This is a genomic window from Sorangium sp. So ce117, assembly GCF_051524395.1.
GTDB classification, from domain to species: domain Bacteria; phylum Myxococcota_A; class Polyangia; order Polyangiales; family Polyangiaceae; genus Sorangium; species Sorangium cellulosum_B.
In genome coordinates this window covers 11,596,886-11,615,709 of sequence record NZ_CP150309.1, presented here as the reverse complement: position 1 = coordinate 11,615,709, position 18,824 = coordinate 11,596,886, and the positions used below count along the sequence as shown (strand labels likewise).

Sequence of the window (18,824 nt, the reverse complement as noted above, 5' to 3'; positions counted from 1 at the left end):
GGGGGCGCCGGCGCGCGGCCGGGAGCCACGGGCGCGGGGGCGCGATCGCCGAGAAGTTCGGGTGTCCGATCCTCCTGTGATACGGGACCGCCAATGGGCGTAGGATCGACGGCAGTGGAGCACGCGGGGCCGCGCAGCAATCCAGCGAGCGAGGCTCGGCAAGAGCGGCTGGGCGGAGCGCGCGCCGAGTTCGTGGCGAACCTGGGTCGCCGCGTGGCGGAGCTCCGCGAGATGGTCCGGCGGATCGAGGCAGAGGGCGATGCGCCGCGGCTCGTCGAGGAGCTGAAGCGGCGCATGCACTCGCTCGGCGCGGGGGCGCGCCTCCTGCGCTTCGTGCGCGTCGCCGAGCGGCTCGTCGAAGGGGAGTCGCAGCTCGCCGCCGCGAACGGCGCGCGGCTCAGCGGCGAGGCCGCGGCGGCCCTGCGGAAGCTGCTCGAGGAGCTGCCCGCCCTGGCCTGGGGGCAGTCGGCCATGGGTGAGCAGGCGCCGCCACGCGCGAGCGCCGCGCCGCTCGAGCAGGCGCCGGCGCCGCCCCGCGCGCGCGCCGCCGCGGATCAGCCGAACGCACGCGGCGCCAGCGCGCGGCCAGAAGGCGCGGGGGCGGCCAAGGGCCAGGCCACGACGTGGATCGCAGGCGTGAGCAACGGCCGCGCGCTCGCCGCCGAGCCGCTCTCGCTCGACGATGAAGAGGAAGCGCGCGCTTCCTCGACGCGCGGCGTGGAGCAGGCGGCCCCCGCCGAGGCGCCGGAGGCTGCGTCGGCCGCGTCGATCGACGCGCCGATCACGGTCCTCGTCGTGGGCGCCACGCCGCTCGCCGAGGCGCTCGACTCGGCGAGCGCCGACGTCGGGCCGTCGTTCGAGGTCGAGCGGACCGACGACGTGGAGACGGCGATCGATCTCGCGCGGGCCTTCGCGCCGGATCTGGTCCTGCTCGACGCGGACATGCCGGGCGCGCGCGGGCTGGCGGAGGCGCTGGCCGCCGATCCGCTGACCGACCTGGTCCCCGTCGTCGCCGTCGGCCGCTTCACGCGGCCCGAGGACGCGGCCCCCTACGTGGCGCTCGGCGCCGCGCGCGCGCTGCCGAAGCCCGTTTCGCCGGACGCGCTCCGGCGCGCCGCCGCGGAGGCAGCGGTGGCCTGCGTGCGCGCTGAGACCGCCCGCGCGGCGCGCGGGCCGCTCGGGGCCGTCAACCTCGACGAGCTCGGGGCGCGCCTCGCCGAGGAGCTTCGCCGCGGCCTCTGCGACGCCGCCGAGCCGAGGAGCCGCGGGGAGCACGTCGATCTCGGCGATGGCGCCGAGGTCCTCGCGGCGCTCTGGGGCGCGGTGGCGCGCATCCGCGATCTCGTGACGATCCGTTCGCAGGGCGGCGTGCGGTTCTCGCCGAACGGGCCGGAGGGCGCGCTGCCGCTCGCCCCGTGGATGATCGCGCCGAGCGCGCCCGAGGGCGAGCGCTCGCGGCTGCACAGCGAGATCCGCGCGAAGTCGCCGGCGCGCACGATCAGCGCGTCGAGCGCGGCGCCGGGCGACGCGGCGCTCGACGCGATCGACATCGTGGTGGCGGACGACGATCCCGCGGTGACGTGGTTCCTCGCCGGCGTGCTCCGGGCCGCGGGCGCGAACGTGCACGAGGCGCACGACGGCGCGCGGGCGCTCGACCTCGCGTACCAGACGACGCCCGACCTGGTGGTGAGCGACGTGCTGATGCCGCGGCTCGACGGCTTCGCCCTCTGCCGCGCGCTCAAGCGCGACGTCGCGCTGCGCGACGTGCCGGTCATCCTGCTCTCCTGGAAGGAGGACCTGCTCCAGCGGCTCCGCGAGCTCGGCGCCCAGGCCGACGGCTACCTCCGCAAGGAGGAGAGCGCCGCGGCCTTCGTGCAGCGGGTGCACGAGGTCCTGCGGGGTAGGCGGCGCGTCGCGGAGCGCATCGCGACGGGCGGCGAGGTCCGCGGGCGGCTCGACGGCATGACGACGCGGACGCTGCTGTCACTCTCGTGCGCGCGCCGGCCCGACGCGCTCGTGTCGGTCCGGGACGCCGCGTTCCTGTACGAGGTGCTGCTCAAGGACGGCCGCCCCGCCGGCGCGACCCGGACGGCGCAGGACGGGACGTTCCACCGCGGCCCCTCCGTGCTCGCGGCGCTCCTCGGCGTCGGCTCCGGCCGCTTCGTGGTGGCGCCTCTGCCGGAGAGCGAGCTCGCGGCGCCGCCGCGCCCCGGGTTCGAGGGGACGCTCGCGGAGCAGCTCCTGCCCGCGATCGCGGCGGCCCGGGCCGCCCAGCGGCTGTTCCACGGGCCGCCGTTGATGCAGGTCGAGCGCGTCGTCCTCGACCTGGAGGGGATGGGCGCGACCGCGGACGCGACGCCCGAGCCGGCGCGCTCGCTCCTGAGGGCGCTCGCCCGGGGGACGTCGCCGCGATCGGTCATCACCTCGGGGGAGTTCGCCGCGGGCCTCGTCGAGGACGTGCTGAACGACGTCGCGGCCCGCGGCGGCGTGCGCCGGGTGATCAGCCGCGAGGGAGAGGACCTGCTCGCCCCCGCCGTGGCCTACGAGGAGGAGACGCTCCGCGGCGTGCGACGCCTCCCGGAGCGGGCCGCCCCGGTCGCGGCGCTGCCGTCGGAGCTCGCCGGTGACGCCGCCGCCGCGTCGTCGGCCTCGGTCGAGCTCACCGACGATCAGCTCACGGTGGTGCCCGGCTCGGTGGCGCCGCGATCGGCCATGCCGGCGCGCGGCTCGGCTGCGCCGAGCTCGGCGGTGTCGGGGCCGGGCTCGGCCATGTCTATCCCCGTGCTGTCCGTGGACGGCGAGGATGAGGACACGGCGTTCGCGAGCGCGCACGAGGAGGAGGCGACGGCGCTCTCCGGCGCGCTGGTCAACGCACGGGTTCCGAGCGATCTCGCCGAGCTTCAAGGCGATGTGGTCAGCGTGCGCGCGGCGCGGAGCCCCCAGATGGACGCCGCTCTGCTGGCGGGCGTGACGCCGGCCGTGCCCGGCGTGGCGCCCGCGCCCCGCAGGCCGGAGGCCACGCTGCCCGCGCTGGAGTACCCGAAGCCCGAGCGGCTGCTGACGCTGGGCTCGCTCCCGCCGCCGCCCGTCGTCGAGGCGCCGGCGCCCGCGGCGCTCAAGGTCCCCTCGGCGCCGCCCGTCGCGCGGCTCGCGGCCCCCGCCCCGGCGCCCGCCATCGACGAGTCGCCCACGCCGCGCCGCGTGCGTCGGCCGTCGGCCTACGTGCCGACGCCGCAGCCGCCCGCCCGCGACAACCGCATGACGATGTGGGTCCTCTTCGCGGTGGCGGCGTTCGTCTTCGCGGTCGCCGCGCGGTTGTCGCGCGATCACGAGCTGCAGGGCGCCTCGTCGCCCTCCGACCAGCCGAGCCCGCCAGAAGCGGAGCCCGCGACCGCTGCCCCGCCCGGCGCTGTGCCTGCCGCCGCCGGCTCGTCGAGCGTGGTCGCGGCGGCGGTCGCCGCCACGCCGGCCCCGGCTGCCGCCGGGCCGATCGGCGAGACGACGTCGAACCCCGTGCTCCCCGAGGATCTGCCGCTGGCCGCCGAGCACAAGGTGCCCGAGGGGCAGGGCATGCTGGAGGTGATCGCCGGCGCGGGCGACAAGCTCTTCGTGGACGGGCGGAAGGTCGGCACCGGCAGCGTCAAGCTGCCGCTCGCGCCCAAGGACGGCGCCTACGAGATCCGGGCGAAGCTCCGGGACGAGGAGCGCGTGCGCTTCGCTGTCGTCAAGGCCGGCCGCCTCACCCGGCTCCGCGTCGCGCCGCCGTGGCGCCGCTGAGCGCGCCACGAGCGCTCCCCCAGGTAATCGAGGAGCCCGCGCTCGCCCCGGGGTGCCCAGCCGCAGGCAGGGTGCCCCGCTCGTGGTAGAGGACGCCCCGTGCGCGCCCGCGTGATCCGAACCCGCCGTCCCTCTTTCGCGCTCACGCTCGCCTCCGCCGCGGCCGCGCTCCTCTCCGGTTGCACCGGGTGCGAGACGTCGACCCGCGATCTGCCTTCCGGCGCCCCGGCCGCAGCGTCCGCGAGCCCGCGGGCGACGCCTCCGCCGTCGGCGCGTGACGTCGTGCACCTCATCGACGAGCTGCCGAGCTGCGATCTCGAGCACCGAGGGCTCCTGTTCGATACCGGCGCGGGCTCGCTCCTCGGCCGCTTCGCGTGGCAAGGGACCGTGCCCACCGGCATCCAGGCGGTCGAGCACGATGGATCCACCTGGGCGCGGATCTCGGAGCGGCAGATCAAGCTCACGTTCGTCCTGCCGTCCGCGAGCCCCATCTTCGTGTCCGCCCGGGCCGTCGGGCTCACCTCCAAGTACGCCACCGTCTCCCTGGACGACCAGCTGCTCGGAACGCTCCGCCTCCAGCGCGACCAGATCCGCATCGCCTCGACCCCGACCACCACGCTCCCCGCCGACCCCGGCCTGCACACCCTCACGCTCCAGTTCTCCGGCCGGCTCCGCGAGGGGGAGTCGTTCGCCGACGTCGACTGGGTGCGCGTGGGCATCCCGGACGAGGACCCGGCCACCTACGGCCCCCCGACCCTGCGCGACGTCGTCGCGCCCGCCGCCGCGCTGTCGGGCGTCCCCCACCGGTCCATCGCGCTGCGCGCGCCGGGCGCGGTCCGCTGCGCCTTTCGCCCCTCCAGGGTGACCCGCCTCCACACCTCCATCGGCGCGCTGGGCTCGGGAGACGGCGACGCCGAGATCCGCGTCCTCCGCGACGGACAGGAGCCCCTCGTGATCCATCGCGTCCACGTCGAGGGCGGCGACAAGGCGACCTGGACCGACGTCGAGCTGCCGCTCGCGCCCTTCGCCGGATCCCTCATCTCCCTCGAGCTCCGCGCCGCCGCCGCGGCCCGCGGCGGACGCATCCTCTTCGGCGACCCCGTCCTCGCCGGATCGCCGGAGCCGCCGCCGTCCGTGCCCGCGGCGCGCGCCGTCGTGATCGTCGCCCTGAACGGGGTCGAGCGGCCCGATCTGCCCCCGTGGAGCGGTCGTCCGGAGCCGCACCTCGCCACGCTCTCGGAGCTCGCGACGTCAGCGACGACGTTCGATCACCACCGCGGGCCGAGCACGGTCGTGTCCGCCGTGGCCGCGTCGCTGCTCACCGGTCTTCCGCCGCCGGCTCATACCGTCGCCGACACCGGGGCCCGCCTCCCCGCCCGCGTCACCACCATCGGCGCCATCGCGAGCGACAGCAGCATCCGCACCGGGTTCTTCACCGGGGTCCCCACCACGTTCCGGGCGTTCGGCTTCGGACCCGGCTGGTCCCGGGTCCTCGAGCACCCCCCGACGAGCGGCGAGCCGGCCACCACCCCGATCGACGCCGCCGCCACCTGGATCAGCGAGACCGTCCGCCAGGACGCTTCCAACCGCCTCCTCGCGTTCGTCCACGCGCGCGGCGGCCATCCGCCCTGGGAGGTCAGCCCGAAGGAGCTGAACGCCCTCAAGCCCGCCGAGTACGCCGGCCCCGTCGAGCCGCGCCGCGCCGCCCAGGTGCTGGCCAGGCTGAGGGGCCGGCGCCGCGATGTGCTCAGCCCCGAGGATCGCGACCGGATCCGCGACCTCTTCTCCATCGCCCTCGCCGGCCAGGACCGCGCCCTCGGCAACCTCATCGGGACCCTCAAGGCCGCCGGCCTGTGGGACGAGACCCTCTTCATCGTGACCGGCGATCTGGCCAGCGGGCGCTCCGACGCCGTGCTCTACGGCGAGGGCATGGACCTCCAGGAGCCCGTCCTGACGCTCCCGCTTTATGTCCACTTTCCCGGTGATCTGTACGCCGGCCAGCGCGTCGCTGCCCCGACCGAGATCATCGACGTCGCGCGCACGGCGATCGCCGCCCTCGGCCTCTCGTTCGCCCGCAAACCGCTCGGGAAGGATCTGGCGGCGGTCGCCTCCGGCCTCGAGGGCGTCGAGCGCGGCCCCCAGATCGCCGCCCTCGGCGATCGTTACTCCACCCGCTGGGGCAACCTCGTGCTTTCGGGTCGACTCGGCGTTCCCCCCTACCTCTGCGACCTCGACGTGGACCCGACCTGCGCCTTCAACCGTCGCGAGGTGATGCCCCTCGCCACCGTGTCGCTCTTCCGGCGTACCGTGACGTTCGACCTGTCCGTGCGCGCGCCCGCGGCGCAACGGGAGCCGGCCACGATCGACGCGGAAACGGCGGCCGTGCTCAACGTATGGGGCGCGAACTGAGGCCCGCGCGATCGACCTGCGCCCGCGCCTGCGAGCCGAGGAAAGCCCGCTGACGGCGCCCGGCGGCGCGCCGGCGCCCTGCGCGGGCAAAGGCGTCCGCGACATCGCGCAGGCCGCGCGCGATCACGCTCCAGCGGTGCCATGACGCCTCGCTGCGGGGCAGCACGCCCCGCGTCGCGCGCGCCGCGATGCCCCCGCGCGGGTTGGCCGAACGACGTACGCCCGCGCCCGCGCGTGCGCGTCGTGCGCTCGCTTCGCGCGCCCATTTCGCCTGGCATGCTTCGCGCAAACCCGCAGGCCGCACAGGCCAAGCGCCTCGACGGCGCTTCATCTTTCCGTGAGAGGAGTCCCCGCATGAAGGCGACCGACCTATTGAAGGAGCATCACCAGGAAGTCGAAGAGCTCTTCGAGCGCATGTCGCAGGCCGACAGCGACGAGATCGGCGCGCTCCGCGACGAGCTCGTGGCGACCCTCGTGAGCCACTCGGCCATCGAGGAGGAGCTCTTCTACCCCGAGAGCCGGGAGGCGCTCGGCGCCTCCCCCCTGATCCCGACCTCGTACGAGGAGCACGCGCTCGTCGACGTCATGTTGCAGAAATTGCTCAGCACCGAGCCGGGTGACGAAACCTTTCACGCCAGGCTCGGCGTGCTGAAGGAGCTCGTGCAGCACCACGTCGAGGAGGAGGAGAAGGAGCTCTTCCCCCAGATCGAGAGCGCCATGGGCGCCGCGCGCCTCGAGGAGCTCGGCAGCCGCCTGGAGGCGCGCTTCGGCCAGGTGCGCGAGAGCGACGTGGAGGCGCTCCTCGCTCGGAACGTCGCGAAGAGCATGCCCGCCGCCACCGCCGGCCGCCGCGCGCGCGCGGCGAAGCCGTCGGCGCGCAAGGCGGCGGCCAAGCGTCCACCCGCGAAGCGCGCGTCGAAGCGCGCGTCGACGCAGCGCGCCGAACCGGCGCGGGGCGCGCAGAAGGGGCGCCGCACTGCCGCGACCGGACGGAAGAAGACAGCGGCCACGGCGCCCGCGAAGACCGGGCGAGCCGCGCCCGCGCGCAAGGCGAGCCGACCGGCGAAGACCAGCCGCACAGGCCGCAAGGGCGGTCGCGCGAGCAGCGCCTCCGCGCGCTGACCGTCGCACGCTAGCCAGCGCACATCAACGCACGTGCCACAGTCAGCGGCGCGAGGTCCGGCCGGAGGGGACGGCGGGCCTCGCGCCGCCATCGAGATCGAACAGCGGAAGCGTGCCGCCGGCCTTCGGGGCTGCGGCCTTCGGAGCGGCGGCCTCCGCCGCGAGCTCCTGCAGCAGGGCGGGGTCGTCGTGGGCGACCGAGTTGACCCGCGGCGAGACGGCGCGCGCCGCGAGGGCGCCGCGAGGCGCCGGCCGGAGCAGCGCCTCGGCCCGATCCGCGTCCGCGCCGTCGCCGAGGCCGAGCCAGAGGTCCACGTCCCCGGGGCCCAGCAGGACCGGCATGCGGTCGTGGATCGGCGCGACGTCGGCGTTCGCGTCGGTGGTCAGGATCGTGAAGCGGACGTCGGGCTCCCCCGTGTCGGGGTCCTTCGCCGGCTGGTACAGCCCTGCCAGGCGGAGCAGCCCGCCCTCCGCGGGGTGGAACCAGGTGGGCCGCCGCGCGCCCTTGGGCCCGGTCCACTCGTAGAATCCGTCCGCCGGCACCACACAGCGGCGCGCCGCGAACGCCTCGCGGAACGTCGGCTTCGCCCGCGCGCTCTCGGCACGCGCGTTGGCCAGGAGCGAAGGCCCGGCGCCGCCCCTGGCGAAACGCCCCACGAAGCCCCAGGTCGCAGCCACCAGCGCGCGCCGGCCGTCCCGCGCGCGCAGCACCGGGTGGACGGTCGCAGGTGCGATGTTGAAACGAGGCCGAAACCTTGCCGCTATCTCCGGATCAGCGGCAATCGACCGAGCCGAGCCGCTACCTGCCCGGCCCGCGCCAGAGGAGGACTCGAGCAGCGCGATGAGGGTCGCAAAGTCCGGAACGGCGAGGGTGAAGCGCGCGCACATAGGACTAGATTAGCGGCTTCGGGGCGCCTACAAGGGCGCTCCGGACGTTGGAGGAGGCCGCATGGTCGACAGCTTTGGCACCAAGAGCACGCTGACGGTTCAAGCCGAAACATACACCTATTACAAGCTCACCTCGCTGGCGCGAGGCGGCGCGTCGATCGACAAGCTCCCCTTCTCGCTGCGCATCCTCCTGGAGAACCTCCTCCGCCACGAGGACGGGCGCGTCGTGCGCAAGGACCACGTGGAGGCCGTCCTCAACTGGGACCCGAAGGCCCGCCCCTCGCAGGAGATCGCCTTCCACCCGGCGCGCGTGCTGCTCCAGGACTTCACCGGCGTTCCCGCCGTGGTCGATCTCGCCGCCATGCGCGAGGCGCTCGCGAAGCTCGGCGGCGACTCGCTCAAGATCAACCCGCTCCAGCCCGTCGACCTCGTGATCGACCACTCGGTCCAGGTCGACAAGTTTGCGTCCTCGACGGCCGTGAAGGTGAACGCGGCGCTCGAGTTCGAGCGCAACGAGGAGCGCTATGCGTTCCTCCGCTGGGGAGCGCAGGCGTTCACGAACTTCCGCGTGGTGCCGCCCGACCAGGGCATCTGCCACCAGATCAACCTGGAGTACCTCGCGGGCGCCGTCATGCGGCAGGGCACGCTGGTCTACCCGGATACGCTCGTCGGCACCGACTCGCACACCACGATGATCAACGGGCTCGGGGTCGTCGGCTGGGGCGTCGGCGGCATCGAGGCCGAGGCGGCGATGCTCGGCCAGCCGCTCTCGATGCTCATCCCCGAGGTCGTGGGCTTCAAGCTCCACGGCAGCCTGCCCGAGGGCGCGACCGCGACCGATCTCGTCCTCACGGTGACGCAGCTGCTGCGGCAGAAGAAGGTGGTCGGGAAATTCGTGGAGTTCTACGGCCCCGGCCTGAGCGCGCTCTCGCTCCCGGACCGCGCCACGATCGCCAACATGGCGCCCGAGTACGGCGCCACGATCGGCTTCTTCCCCGTCGACGACGAGACGATCGCGTACCTGCGCTTCACCGGCCGGCCCGCGCAGCTCGTCGCGCTCGTCGAGGCCTACTACAAGGAGCAGGGGCTGTTCCGCACGGACAGCACCCCGGACCCGGTCTTCAGCGACACCCTCTCGCTCGACCTCGGCGACGTGGTGCCGTCGATCGCCGGCCCGAAGCGGCCGCAGGACCGCGTCCCGCTGCGCGACGCGAAGCGCGCCTTCCGCGCCTCGCTCCAGGGCATGCTCGAGAAGGAGTTCGCCGCGGCCGACGCGCCCGCGGTCAAGGCGTTCCTCGAGGAGGGGGCCGGCAACGCCGCCGCGCGCGTCCCCGCGCTCGAGAAGGTCATGCGCCCGGCGGAGATCACCGAGGGCGACACGCGCTACACGCTGCGCCACGGCTCGGTCGTGATCGCCGCGATCACGTCCTGCACCAACACGTCGAACCCGGCGGTCATGCTGGGCGCGGGCCTGCTCGCGAAGAAGGCCGTCGAGCGCGGGCTCACGGTGAAGCCGTGGGTGAAGACGTCGCTCGCCCCCGGGTCGAAGGTCGTCACCGACTACCTGCGCCAGGCGGGGCTCCTGCCGTACCTCGAGGCGCTCGGCTTCCACATGGTCGGCTACGGTTGCACGACCTGCATCGGCAACTCCGGGCCGCTGCCGGACGTGATCGGCGACACGATCCGCAACAACGATCTCGTCGTGGCGAGCGTCCTCTCGGGCAACCGCAACTTCGAGGGCCGCATCAACCAGCACGTGCGGATGAACTTCCTCGCCTCTCCGCCGCTCGTCGTCGCGTACGCGCTGCGCGGCGACGTCGACGCCGACCTCTTCAAGGAGCCGGTCGGCACGGATCGCAACGGCGAGCCGGTGTACCTCAAGGACATCTGGCCGAGCTCGGCCGAGGTCAACGAGGCCATCCGGACGGCCGTGCGGCCCGAGCAGTTCCAGGTGCAGTACGAGAACGTCTTCGCCGGCGACGAGGAGTGGCAGAAGCTCGCGGTCCCGGGCGGCCAGACGTTCGTGTGGGACGAGGGCTCGACCTACGTGCGCAGGCCGCCGTTCTTCGAGGGGCTGTCGAAGGAGCCGGCGCCGCTCACCGACATCCGGGCCGCGCGCGTGCTCGCGCTGCTCGGCGACTCGGTGACGACCGACCACATCTCCCCGGCCGGCAACATCGCCAAGAACAGCCCCGCCGCGAAGTACCTGGTCGAGCACGGCGTCGCGCCCGCGGACTTCAACTCGTACGGCGCCCGCCGCGGCAACCACGAGGTGATGATGCGCGGCACGTTCGCGAACATCCGCCTCAAGAACGCCCTTCGCCCCGGCGAGGAAGGCGGGATCACGGTGCACCTGCCCGACGGCGAGAAGACCACGATCTACGACGCGGCCATGCAGTACAAGGCCGAGGGCGTGCCGCTGGTCGTGATCGCCGGCGCCGAGTACGGCACCGGGTCGTCGCGCGACTGGGCGGCCAAGGGGACCAAGCTGCTCGGCGTCCGCGCGGTCATCGCGAAGAGCTTCGAGCGCATCCACCGGTCGAACCTGGTCGGCATGGGCGTGCTCCCGCTCGAGTTCGCGCCGGGCGAGGACGCGTCCACCCTCGGCCTCACCGGGCGCGAGGTGTTCGAGATCGACGGCATCTCGGACAACCTCACGCCGGGCAAGAAGCTCAACGTCGTCGCGACCGGAGAAGGCGGGGCGAAGAAGACCTTCACCGTCACCGCGCGCATCGATACGCCGAACGAGGTCGACTACTACCAGCACGGCGGCATCCTCCAGTTCGTGCTGCGCAGCCTCGGCGCCAGCGCCTAGCGCCCCCTGCGCGCCGCTCCCCGCCGGGCGTCTGGCGGGGAGCGGGCCCATCCTCGGAGCGGAGCGGCGCGTCGCGGCTGCTGACGCGCGTGCGGGCTTCAGCTAAACCCTGGGGTATGCTCGATCCTCGCTACGTCGCGGAGCACCTTGATGAGGTGCGCGCGGCGCTCGCTCTTCGCTCGCCCGCCGCCGCCGCCAGCCTCGGAGACGACTTCGCCTCCACGGTGAGCGCGAGGCGGTCCAACATCCAGGAGCTCGAGCGGTGGCAGGCGGAGCGCAACGCGGCGAACGACGCGATGGCGCGCCTCGACAAGAAATCGCCCGAGTTCGCGCAGAAGCGCGACGAGCTGAAGGCCCTGTCGACGCGGATCAAGGAGGCCGAGCAGGTCGTCTCCGAGCTGGAGAAGCGGATGACCGAGCTGCTCTCCGTCGTGCCCAACCTGCCGGACCCGTCGGTGCCCGTGGGCGCGGGGGAGGAGGGCAACGTGGTCGTCCGGGCGTGGGGCGAGAAGCCGAGCTTCTCGTTCGCGCCGAAGTCGCACTGGGACATCGGCACGGCCCTCGGCCTCCTCGACTTCGAGCGCGCGGCGAAGCTCTCGGGGGCGCGCTTCACCGTGCTGATGGGCGCCGCCGCCCGCCTCGAGCGGGCGCTCATCTCGTTCATGCTCGACCTGCACACGCGCGAGCAGGGCTACCTCGAGGTGCTGCCGCCCTTCCTCGTCAAGGACACGGCGCTCTTCGGCACGGGCAACCTGCCCAAGTTCGCCGAGGACCTGTTCAAGACGCAGAAGAGCGACCCGGAGAGGGCCTACGACCTGTACCTCATCCCGACGGCCGAGGTCCCGGTCACGAACCTTCACGCCGACGAGATCCTGGACGGCGCCTCGCTCCCGATCGCCTACGCGGCCTACACGCCGTGCTTCCGCAGCGAGGCGGGCAGCCACGGGCGCGACGTCCGCGGGCTCATCCGGCAGCACCAGTTCGACAAGGTCGAGCTCGTGCGGTTCTCGGCGCCGGAGGACTCCGCCCGCCAGCACGAGCTGCTCACCGCGCACGCGGAGGAGGTCCTGAAGCGGCTCGGCCTGCACTACCGGGTGTCGGCGCTCTGCACCGGCGATCTCGGCTTCGGCTCGCGGAAGACGTACGATCTCGAGGTGTGGCTGCCCGGCCAGGGGGTGTACCGCGAGATCTCTAGCTGCTCGAACTTCGGCGACTTCCAGGCGCGCCGCGCCCAGATCCGCTACCGGCCGGAGCCGAAGGCGAAGCCGCGGCTGGTCCACACGATGAACGGGTCCGCGCTCGCGGTGGGGCGGACGGTCATCGCGATCCTCGAGCAGTACCAGCAGGCGGACGGCACGGTGGTCGTGCCGGAGCCGCTCCGGGCGTTCATGGGCTGCGAGGTCCTCCGCGGCAGGTAACAGCGATGGCAGCGGACGAGGAAGCCAAGCGTGAGCTTCCGGAAGCGAAGAGCGCGCACAACGGGGGGGACGGCGAGCGGCGCTCGCAGGTCCCGGAGTCGCGGGGCGCGCGCGGCGGGGGGGACGGCGAGCGGCGCTCGCAGGTCCACGGGCCGCCGACCAACGCGGAGACGTCGATGGCGCTCGCGCGCCGGCGGCTCCTCGACCTCTGCAAGCGGCACAAGGACGAGCTCATCGATGACTGGATCGAGAACGTGCTGGCGCTGCCGCCGGAGCGGGGCCGGTACACCGATCGGCCCGTGGGCGAGGTCACGGAGAACGTGCGCTCCTGGCTCGCCGCGTTCACCAGGATCCTCGAGGACGGCAGCGAGACGCTGCTCGACGAGTTTATCACGCACCTGGTCGAGCAGCGCTACGCGACCGGGTACTCCATCAGCGCTCCGCTGATCGCCGCGTCCGAGTTCCGCACCGCGGTCGCGGGCGTCCTCGACACGACGCATGACAACGCCGAGGCGGACGGCTCGTCCTCGATCGACGTGCTCCGCGCCGTCGACGCGCTGCTGCTCCAGTTCGAGCACCGCTTCGCCGAGGCGTACGCCCAGCGCTCGCTGTTCGCCTCCGAGGAGCGCTACCGAGAGATCGTCGAGCTCTCGTCCGACGTCCTCGCGACGATCGACCAGGAGGGCATGCTGACGCGGCTGAACGTGCGCTTCGAGGCGCTCTTCGGGCACTCGCGGCAGGCGTGGATCGGCCGGCCGATCACCGCGCTCGCGGTCGCGGCGGACGTGCCGGCCCTGCGCACGCTCGTGCTGTCCGCGTCGCGGGCCGAGGCGCCGCGGGAGGCCACCATCCGTTGCGGGACGCGCGCCGGCCTGACCAAGGTGATGACGGTCCGGATCACGCGGCTTTACGGCGAGGACGCCTCGCTCGCGCTCATGCGCGACGTCACCGAGGAGGTCGCGCGCCGCGCGCAGATCCTCCACAGCGAGAAGCTCTCCTCGATCGGCCAGGTCGCGGCGAGCGTCGCGCACGAGCTCAACAACCCCATGGCGTGGGTGATGGCGAACCTGGAGCAGATCCGGAGCGGGGCGCACAAGCTCGTCTCGGCGGCGCGCCCGGTCGCCTCGGGCTCGTACGAGGACCTGCTGCGCGCCATCGACCTCATCGATCGCTCGTGCCACGAGGCGCTCGCCGGCGTCGAGCGGATGCGGGACATCGTGACGGACCTCAACCTCTTCTCGAGCAGCAGCGAGCGCAAGCCCGAGCGGGTCGATCTCGTCGACGTGATCGAGCTCGCGCTGCGCATGACGGGCCCGCAGCTCAGCCAGCTCTGCCGCATCGAGCGCAGCTACGGCGAGATGCCGCCGTTCGTCGGCTATCCGGGCAAGCTCTCGCAGGTGTTCGTGAACCTGTTCATCAACGCGGCGCAGGCGATGCCGAACCGCTCCCGCGACGAGAACATGGTGCGCGTGACGACGCGCTTCGACGCCGGCGTCCACCACGTCGAGGTGGAGGACAACGCGCGCGGGATGACCCCGGAGGTCGTCGAGCGGATCTTCGACCCGTTCTTCACGACGAAGGAAGAGAGCGCGCGCCCGGGCATCGGGCTCTGGGTGTCGCGCAACATCGTCGAGGAGCAGCACGGCACGATGACGGTGTCGAGCACGCCCGGCGTCGGGACCGTCTTCACGATCCGCCTGACCGGCCTCAACCCCACGGATCTGCCCGCGCCGCGGCCGCCGCCGGAGCCGCCGCGCGCGTCGTCGCGCGGGACGATCCTGTTCGTCGACGACGAGCCGATGCTGCTCAACGCCTTCGCGCGCGCGTTCGAGGAGCGGCACGAGGTGCTCGTGGCGAAGAGCGGCCACGAGGCGCTCGACCTCCTGCGGGACCGCGGCGGCCGGATCGACGCGATCGTCTGCGATCTCCTGATGCCGCAGATGAGCGGGATGGCCCTGTACGACGAGATCGCCGAGCGGTTCCCGCAGCTCTTGCCGAAGATGGCCTTCATGTCGGGCGGCGCCTTCACGCCGAGCGCGCGGGAGTTCGTGGAGCGGGTGGACAACCCGAAGATCGCGAAGCCGATCTCGCTCGACGATCTGGAGCGGGTGATCGGCGATCTTCTCAGCGGCGGGTCGAAGCGGGGGCACTAGGCTGGAGGAGCGGGGGGCTCGATGGCGGTCGCGAAGGCGAGGACGATCCGGGAGCGGGCGAACCACGCGCGTTACCGGCCGGGGCAGCGGGGCGGGTTCTACGAGAGCTTCTTCCAGCGCGCGAACCACCCGACGCGGCCGCTCGCCTTCTGGATCCGGTACACGCTGTTCAGCCCGGCCGGTCGGCCCGAGGCCGCGGAGGGTGAGCTCTGGGCGGTCTACTTCGACGGCGAGTCGGGGCGCCACGCGGTCGCCAAGCGCGAGGTCCCGTTCGCCGGGCGCTGCTCGTTCGCCCGCGACAGCCTGGCGGTCGCCATCGACGGCGCCCGGCTGAGCCTCGGCAGGCTCACCGGCGCGGCGGGCGAGGGGGAGGACGCCATCACCTGGGACCTCGCCTACGAGGGCGGTGGAGAGCCCCTCCTGCTGCTCCCGGCGGCCCTCTACGGCGCCCCGCTGCCGAAGGCGAAGGCGCTGGTCGGCGCGCCGATGGCCGTCTACAGCGGCCTCCTCCGCGTCGCTGGGCGCGAAGTGGACGTCTCGGGCTGGGTGGGCAGCCAGAACCACAACTGGGGGACGAAGCACACGGACCTGTACGCCTGGGGGCAGGTCGCCGGGTTCGACAGCCACCCGGACAGCTTCCTCGAGGTCGCCACGGCTCGACTGAAGGTCGGACCGTTCTGGACGCCGAACATGACGCCGCTGGTCCTCCGGCACCGTGGCGAGGAGATCGCGCTCAGCTCGCTCGTCCAGTCGGTCCGCGCCGATGCCTCGTTCGACTACTTCACCTGGCGCTTCCGGACGGAGACCGATCGGCTGAGCGTCGAGGGGGAGATCTCCGCGTCCGCCGGCGATTTCGTGGGTCTTGCCTACAGGAACCCTCCTGGCGGCGTGAAGCATTGTCTGAACACCAAGATCGGGGCTTGCACCGTCACGCTGCGGCGGAAGAGCCTGGGCCGCGAGGTCGGGATCGAGACCCTGACCACGGCGCGGCGCGCGGCGTTCGAGATCCTCACGGACGACCGAGGCCATGGCGTGATGATCCGCGCCTGATCCACGCTGGACGCACGGTCCGCGGGGCTCGGCGCGGGCGGCCGGGCCGGCGCGAAGGAGCGGGGCGCCGCCGCCGAGAGATGCGATGCGCGTCCGGCGCCAGGTCGGCTAAAGAAGGTGCGGTACGTCACCGCACGAAAGGCGGACGCCATGAGTCTCAAGCACCCCCGGACCATCCTCGTTGCACTGGACAGCTCCCCCAAGGCGTCGCTCGTCCTCGCGGAGGGCGTCGATCTCGCGCAGAAGCTCGGCGGTAAGCTCGTGCTCGTGCGCGGGATCGGGCTGCACCACAGCCTGCCCGCGGAAGCGTTGAACGAGTCGCCCACCCGCGTCCCCGAGATCCTGGAGCGGAGCGACCGCGAGGAGCTCTTGCAGCTCGCGCGCGACGTGCCGCCCGAGCTCCTCGCGAAGGTCGTGATCCACGTCGGCGTCGCCTGGGAGGTCATCTGCCGGACGGCCGACGAGGAGAACGCGGATCTCATCGTCATCGGGTCGCACGGCTACTCGGGCATCGACAAGGTGCTCGGCACGACGGCGGCGAAGGTCGTGAACCACACGAACCGGTCGGTGCTCGTGGTGCGCGACAAGCCGTCGGACTGACAGCGGCTCGCCTGCCTCAGCGGAGCCTGGCGATGAGCTCTTCGCTCAACGTGGGCTGATCGATCTTGCCCAGCCAGATCCGCCAGGTGGCCTTCATGAAATCAAGGCCTGCCACGGTCGCCGTCCCGCCGCCGGCGACCGTGACGGTGGTCGTCTTCGCGCGCGGGTCGTACGCGATGGTGACCTCCGCTCCCGACTTGAGGTCTCCCTCGAACGCCGCCACGAACCTCTCGATCTTCGGCGTGTCCGTGTATCGGTTCAACGCATACGCCTCCCGCAGCGCCTTGACGATGCTCGCGCGGTCGACGTCGCGAAGCATCGTCCAGACGAACTTCTTCGCCGTGTCCATGTCGATGACGGCGTCCTTGGACCTCGTGGCAGGGAGCTGCTCCATGTAATGGCTGATCCGATAGACATCGATGTTGAGCACGCCGATGGTCCTCACGCGGACGCCCGTGCCGGTGAGCGTGTAGCCCGGCAAAGCAAGGAGGCTCCCGACAGCGAGGAAGACCGCCGCGAACGCGGCGAGAAGAGCTGGAGATTTGCTTCGCGCGAGTTGCATCGGATCGACCTCCTCCGGCATCGCCGCTCCGTGCGGCGCATCGTGTCCGGGCGCCGCGCTCCGGCGATCGCCCGTCGACGGTCGTGAATGAGCAAGACCTGAACCACCGACAGAGGGACGTCGGGAGTCGCAGATCTCGTGAGATCTCGAGATGTGCCCTGGAGTCAGGCAGGGACGACCCATGGATGTGTGCTCGGAGGGGGCTCCGGGCGCGGGCGCGGAGCGGCGGCCTTTCGCCGGTGCGAGGGCCGGCGGCGGTGATGCCGACGCCGGCTCTTCCGGAGATCTTTTTTCGGCCCGGTCCGTACAAGCCGCGCGCTGCGGGGACCGGGAGATCGCGGCGGAGGGACGCGGGTCCCTCCCTGGGCCGCGCCATGGCTTGCGGCGGAAGGAGCTTCTCGATGCGGACGATGCTCGCTGGATTGCTGATGGGATGGGCGGCTCTGGGCTGCACGGCCAGCGCGGCGGCGCCTCCGGGCACGACCGCCGCGGCGGTGGCGGCCGCGCCGGGCGCGGCGGCGCGGGAGGAGGCGGCGAAGCCGGTCGCCGTGGCCGCGGCCCCGACGGAGCCGGCCGAGCCCTCTGCGGCGGCGGCCGACGTGCCGTCGTCCCGGCCGGAGCCGGCGCCCGCGGGGAACCAGGGCGTCTGGATCGGCGCCGCGGGCGCGAGCGCCTTCGCGCTGCCGGGGACGCGCGAGACGCAGCTCGGCGTGTGGATCGATGTCCCGGCGGCGCGCGCGGCCCGCGGACAGCCGCGCGCGCCGGCGGCGGTCGTGCTGCTCGTGGACGCCTCCGGCTCGATGCAAGGCCCCAAGATGGAGAACGCCCGCGCGGCGGCGCAGGCGTTCGTCGACAGGCTCCCCGACGGCGATCTCGTCTCGGTCGCGTCGTTCGCCGACACCGCGCAGGCGCGCGTCTCGCCGACGGTGCTCGGCCGGTCGACGCGGCCCGCGGTGGCGCGCGCCATCGCCGCGCTCGGCCCCGACGGCAGCACCAACCTCTTCGGTGGCCTCCAGCTCGCGGAGCAGCACGCGCTCGCGGCGCCGTCGACGCACGCCGTCCGGCGCGTGGTGCTCATCTCGGACGGCCAGGCGAACATCGGGCCTTCCTCTCCCGACATCCTCGGGGCGCTCGCCCAGCGCGGCGCCGCGCACGGGGTGCAGATCACGTCGATCGGGGTGGGGGCCGACTACGACGAGCGCACGCTCAACGCGCTCGCCATCGGCTCCAGCGGCCGGCTGTACCACCTCACCGAGGCGCGGGAGATGTCCTCCGTCCTCGAGCGCGAGCTCGCCCTGCTCCAGACGACGGCGGCGACGGGCGCGTTCGTCGAGATCGTCCCGGCGCCCGGCGTGGAGCTGCTCGACGTCCCCAACGAGCGCACCGAGCGCTCCGGGGACGCGCTCCGGGTGCTGCTCGGCACGATGTTCGGCGGGCAGCACCGCGAGATGCTCGTGCGGGCGCGGGTCACCGCGCCGGCGGCCGGCTCTCACCCGCTGGCGAGCGTGCGGCTCCACTTCCGCGACGCCGAGAGCGGCAATCTCCCGCGCGTGCAGGAGGTGGTCGCCCGCTACGATGTGACGAGCGATCCGGCCCTCGTCGCCGCGCACCAGAACGAGAAGACCCAGACGATCGCCGCGGTGATGGAGGCGGGCATGATGCAGCTCGACGCGGCTCAGGAGGTAAGCGCGGGCAACTTCGGCGTGGCCGAGGCGAAGCTCGCCGCGGCGGAGGACCGGCTCCGGCAGCAGGCGGCGCGCGCCCGGTCGGACAAGGAGAAGGAGCGCGCCGTCCAGGCGGCCTCGGCGGTGGCGAGCGCGCGGAAGACCGCGCGCGCGGCCGCGGCGGCTCCGCCCTCACCCGCGGCGCGGCGCATGGATGCGCTCGAGATGAACAGCGCCTCCCCGGTCTGGTCGGGCCGCTGATCCCGGTGTCCGTCATGGGACCGAAGATGGGGTGTCCATCGTGGGATGGCAGGTGCGGTGTCCATCATGAGAGGGCAGATGCGATGTCCGTCATGGGACGACCGG

General features: G+C 73.1%; 11 protein-coding genes. 9 read left to right on the top strand and 2 right to left on the bottom strand.

Going from position 1 to position 18,824, the window contains the following annotated elements; all coding sequences use genetic code 11:
* Positions 1-114 precede the first annotated feature (114 nt).
* From WMF46_RS43615 to WMF46_RS43605, 3 genes are all read left to right on the top strand, one after another.
* The gene (locus tag WMF46_RS43615) at positions 115-3,777 is read left to right on the top strand and encodes a response regulator (protein WP_437982620.1); all 3,663 of its coding nucleotides are present in this window, start codon (positions 115-117) and stop codon (positions 3,775-3,777) included.
* Positions 3,778-3,888: 111 nt separating this feature from the next.
* Positions 3,889-6,186 (top strand): sulfatase-like hydrolase/transferase, encoded by a 2,298-nt coding sequence (locus WMF46_RS43610; protein ID WP_437982619.1) that lies wholly within the window; start codon positions 3,889-3,891, stop codon positions 6,184-6,186.
* Between the two features lie 354 nt (positions 6,187-6,540).
* A complete protein-coding gene (locus WMF46_RS43605) occupies positions 6,541-7,308 on the top strand; it encodes a hemerythrin domain-containing protein (protein ID WP_437982618.1) in 768 nt (255 codons plus the stop codon).
* 42 nt (positions 7,309-7,350) lie between these two features.
* Here WMF46_RS43605 and WMF46_RS43600 read toward each other — a convergent pair whose 3' ends face one another.
* Complete coding sequence (locus WMF46_RS43600; RefSeq protein ID WP_437982617.1) at positions 7,351-8,196, bottom strand: SOS response-associated peptidase; 846 nt, start codon at positions 8,194-8,196, stop codon at positions 7,351-7,353.
* Between the two features lie 61 nt (positions 8,197-8,257).
* On the opposite strand from WMF46_RS43600, the gene acnA reads away from it, so the two are divergent.
* The 5 genes from acnA (at position 8,258) to WMF46_RS43575 (ending at position 16,232) form a co-directional block, all read left to right on the top strand.
* Positions 8,258-11,011, top strand: coding sequence for an aconitate hydratase AcnA (gene acnA / locus WMF46_RS43595; protein WP_437982616.1), 2,754 nt, complete (start codon positions 8,258-8,260; stop codon positions 11,009-11,011).
* A 116-nt stretch (positions 11,012-11,127) separates the two neighbouring features.
* Entirely contained in the window at positions 11,128-12,429 is a 1,302-nt protein-coding gene (serS, locus tag WMF46_RS43590) for a serine--tRNA ligase (RefSeq protein WP_437982615.1), read from the top strand.
* Between the two features lie 5 nt (positions 12,430-12,434).
* A complete protein-coding gene (locus WMF46_RS43585; protein WP_437982614.1) occupies positions 12,435-14,582 on the top strand; it encodes an ATP-binding protein in 2,148 nt (715 codons plus the stop codon).
* 21 nt (positions 14,583-14,603) lie between these two features.
* Positions 14,604-15,632 (top strand): hypothetical protein, encoded by a 1,029-nt coding sequence (locus tag WMF46_RS43580; protein WP_437982613.1) that lies wholly within the window; start codon positions 14,604-14,606, stop codon positions 15,630-15,632.
* A gap of 150 nt (positions 15,633-15,782) precedes the next feature.
* Positions 15,783-16,232 carry a universal stress protein gene (locus tag WMF46_RS43575; RefSeq protein ID WP_437712908.1) on the top strand — a complete coding sequence of 150 codons (450 nt, stop codon included), beginning with the start codon at positions 15,783-15,785 and terminating at the stop codon, positions 16,230-16,232.
* Positions 16,233-16,248: 16 nt separating this feature from the next.
* On the opposite strand, the gene WMF46_RS43570 is transcribed toward WMF46_RS43575, so the two are convergent.
* On the bottom strand, positions 16,249-16,794 hold the full coding sequence (locus tag WMF46_RS43570; RefSeq protein ID WP_437982612.1) for a chalcone isomerase family protein: 546 nt from the start codon (positions 16,792-16,794) through the stop codon (positions 16,249-16,251).
* A 401-nt stretch (positions 16,795-17,195) separates the two neighbouring features.
* On the opposite strand from WMF46_RS43570, the gene WMF46_RS43565 reads away from it, so the two are divergent.
* Positions 17,196-18,719 carry a vWA domain-containing protein gene (locus tag WMF46_RS43565; RefSeq protein WP_437982611.1) on the top strand — a complete coding sequence of 508 codons (1,524 nt, stop codon included), beginning with the start codon at positions 17,196-17,198 and terminating at the stop codon, positions 18,717-18,719.
* Positions 18,720-18,824: the final 105 nt, after the last annotated feature.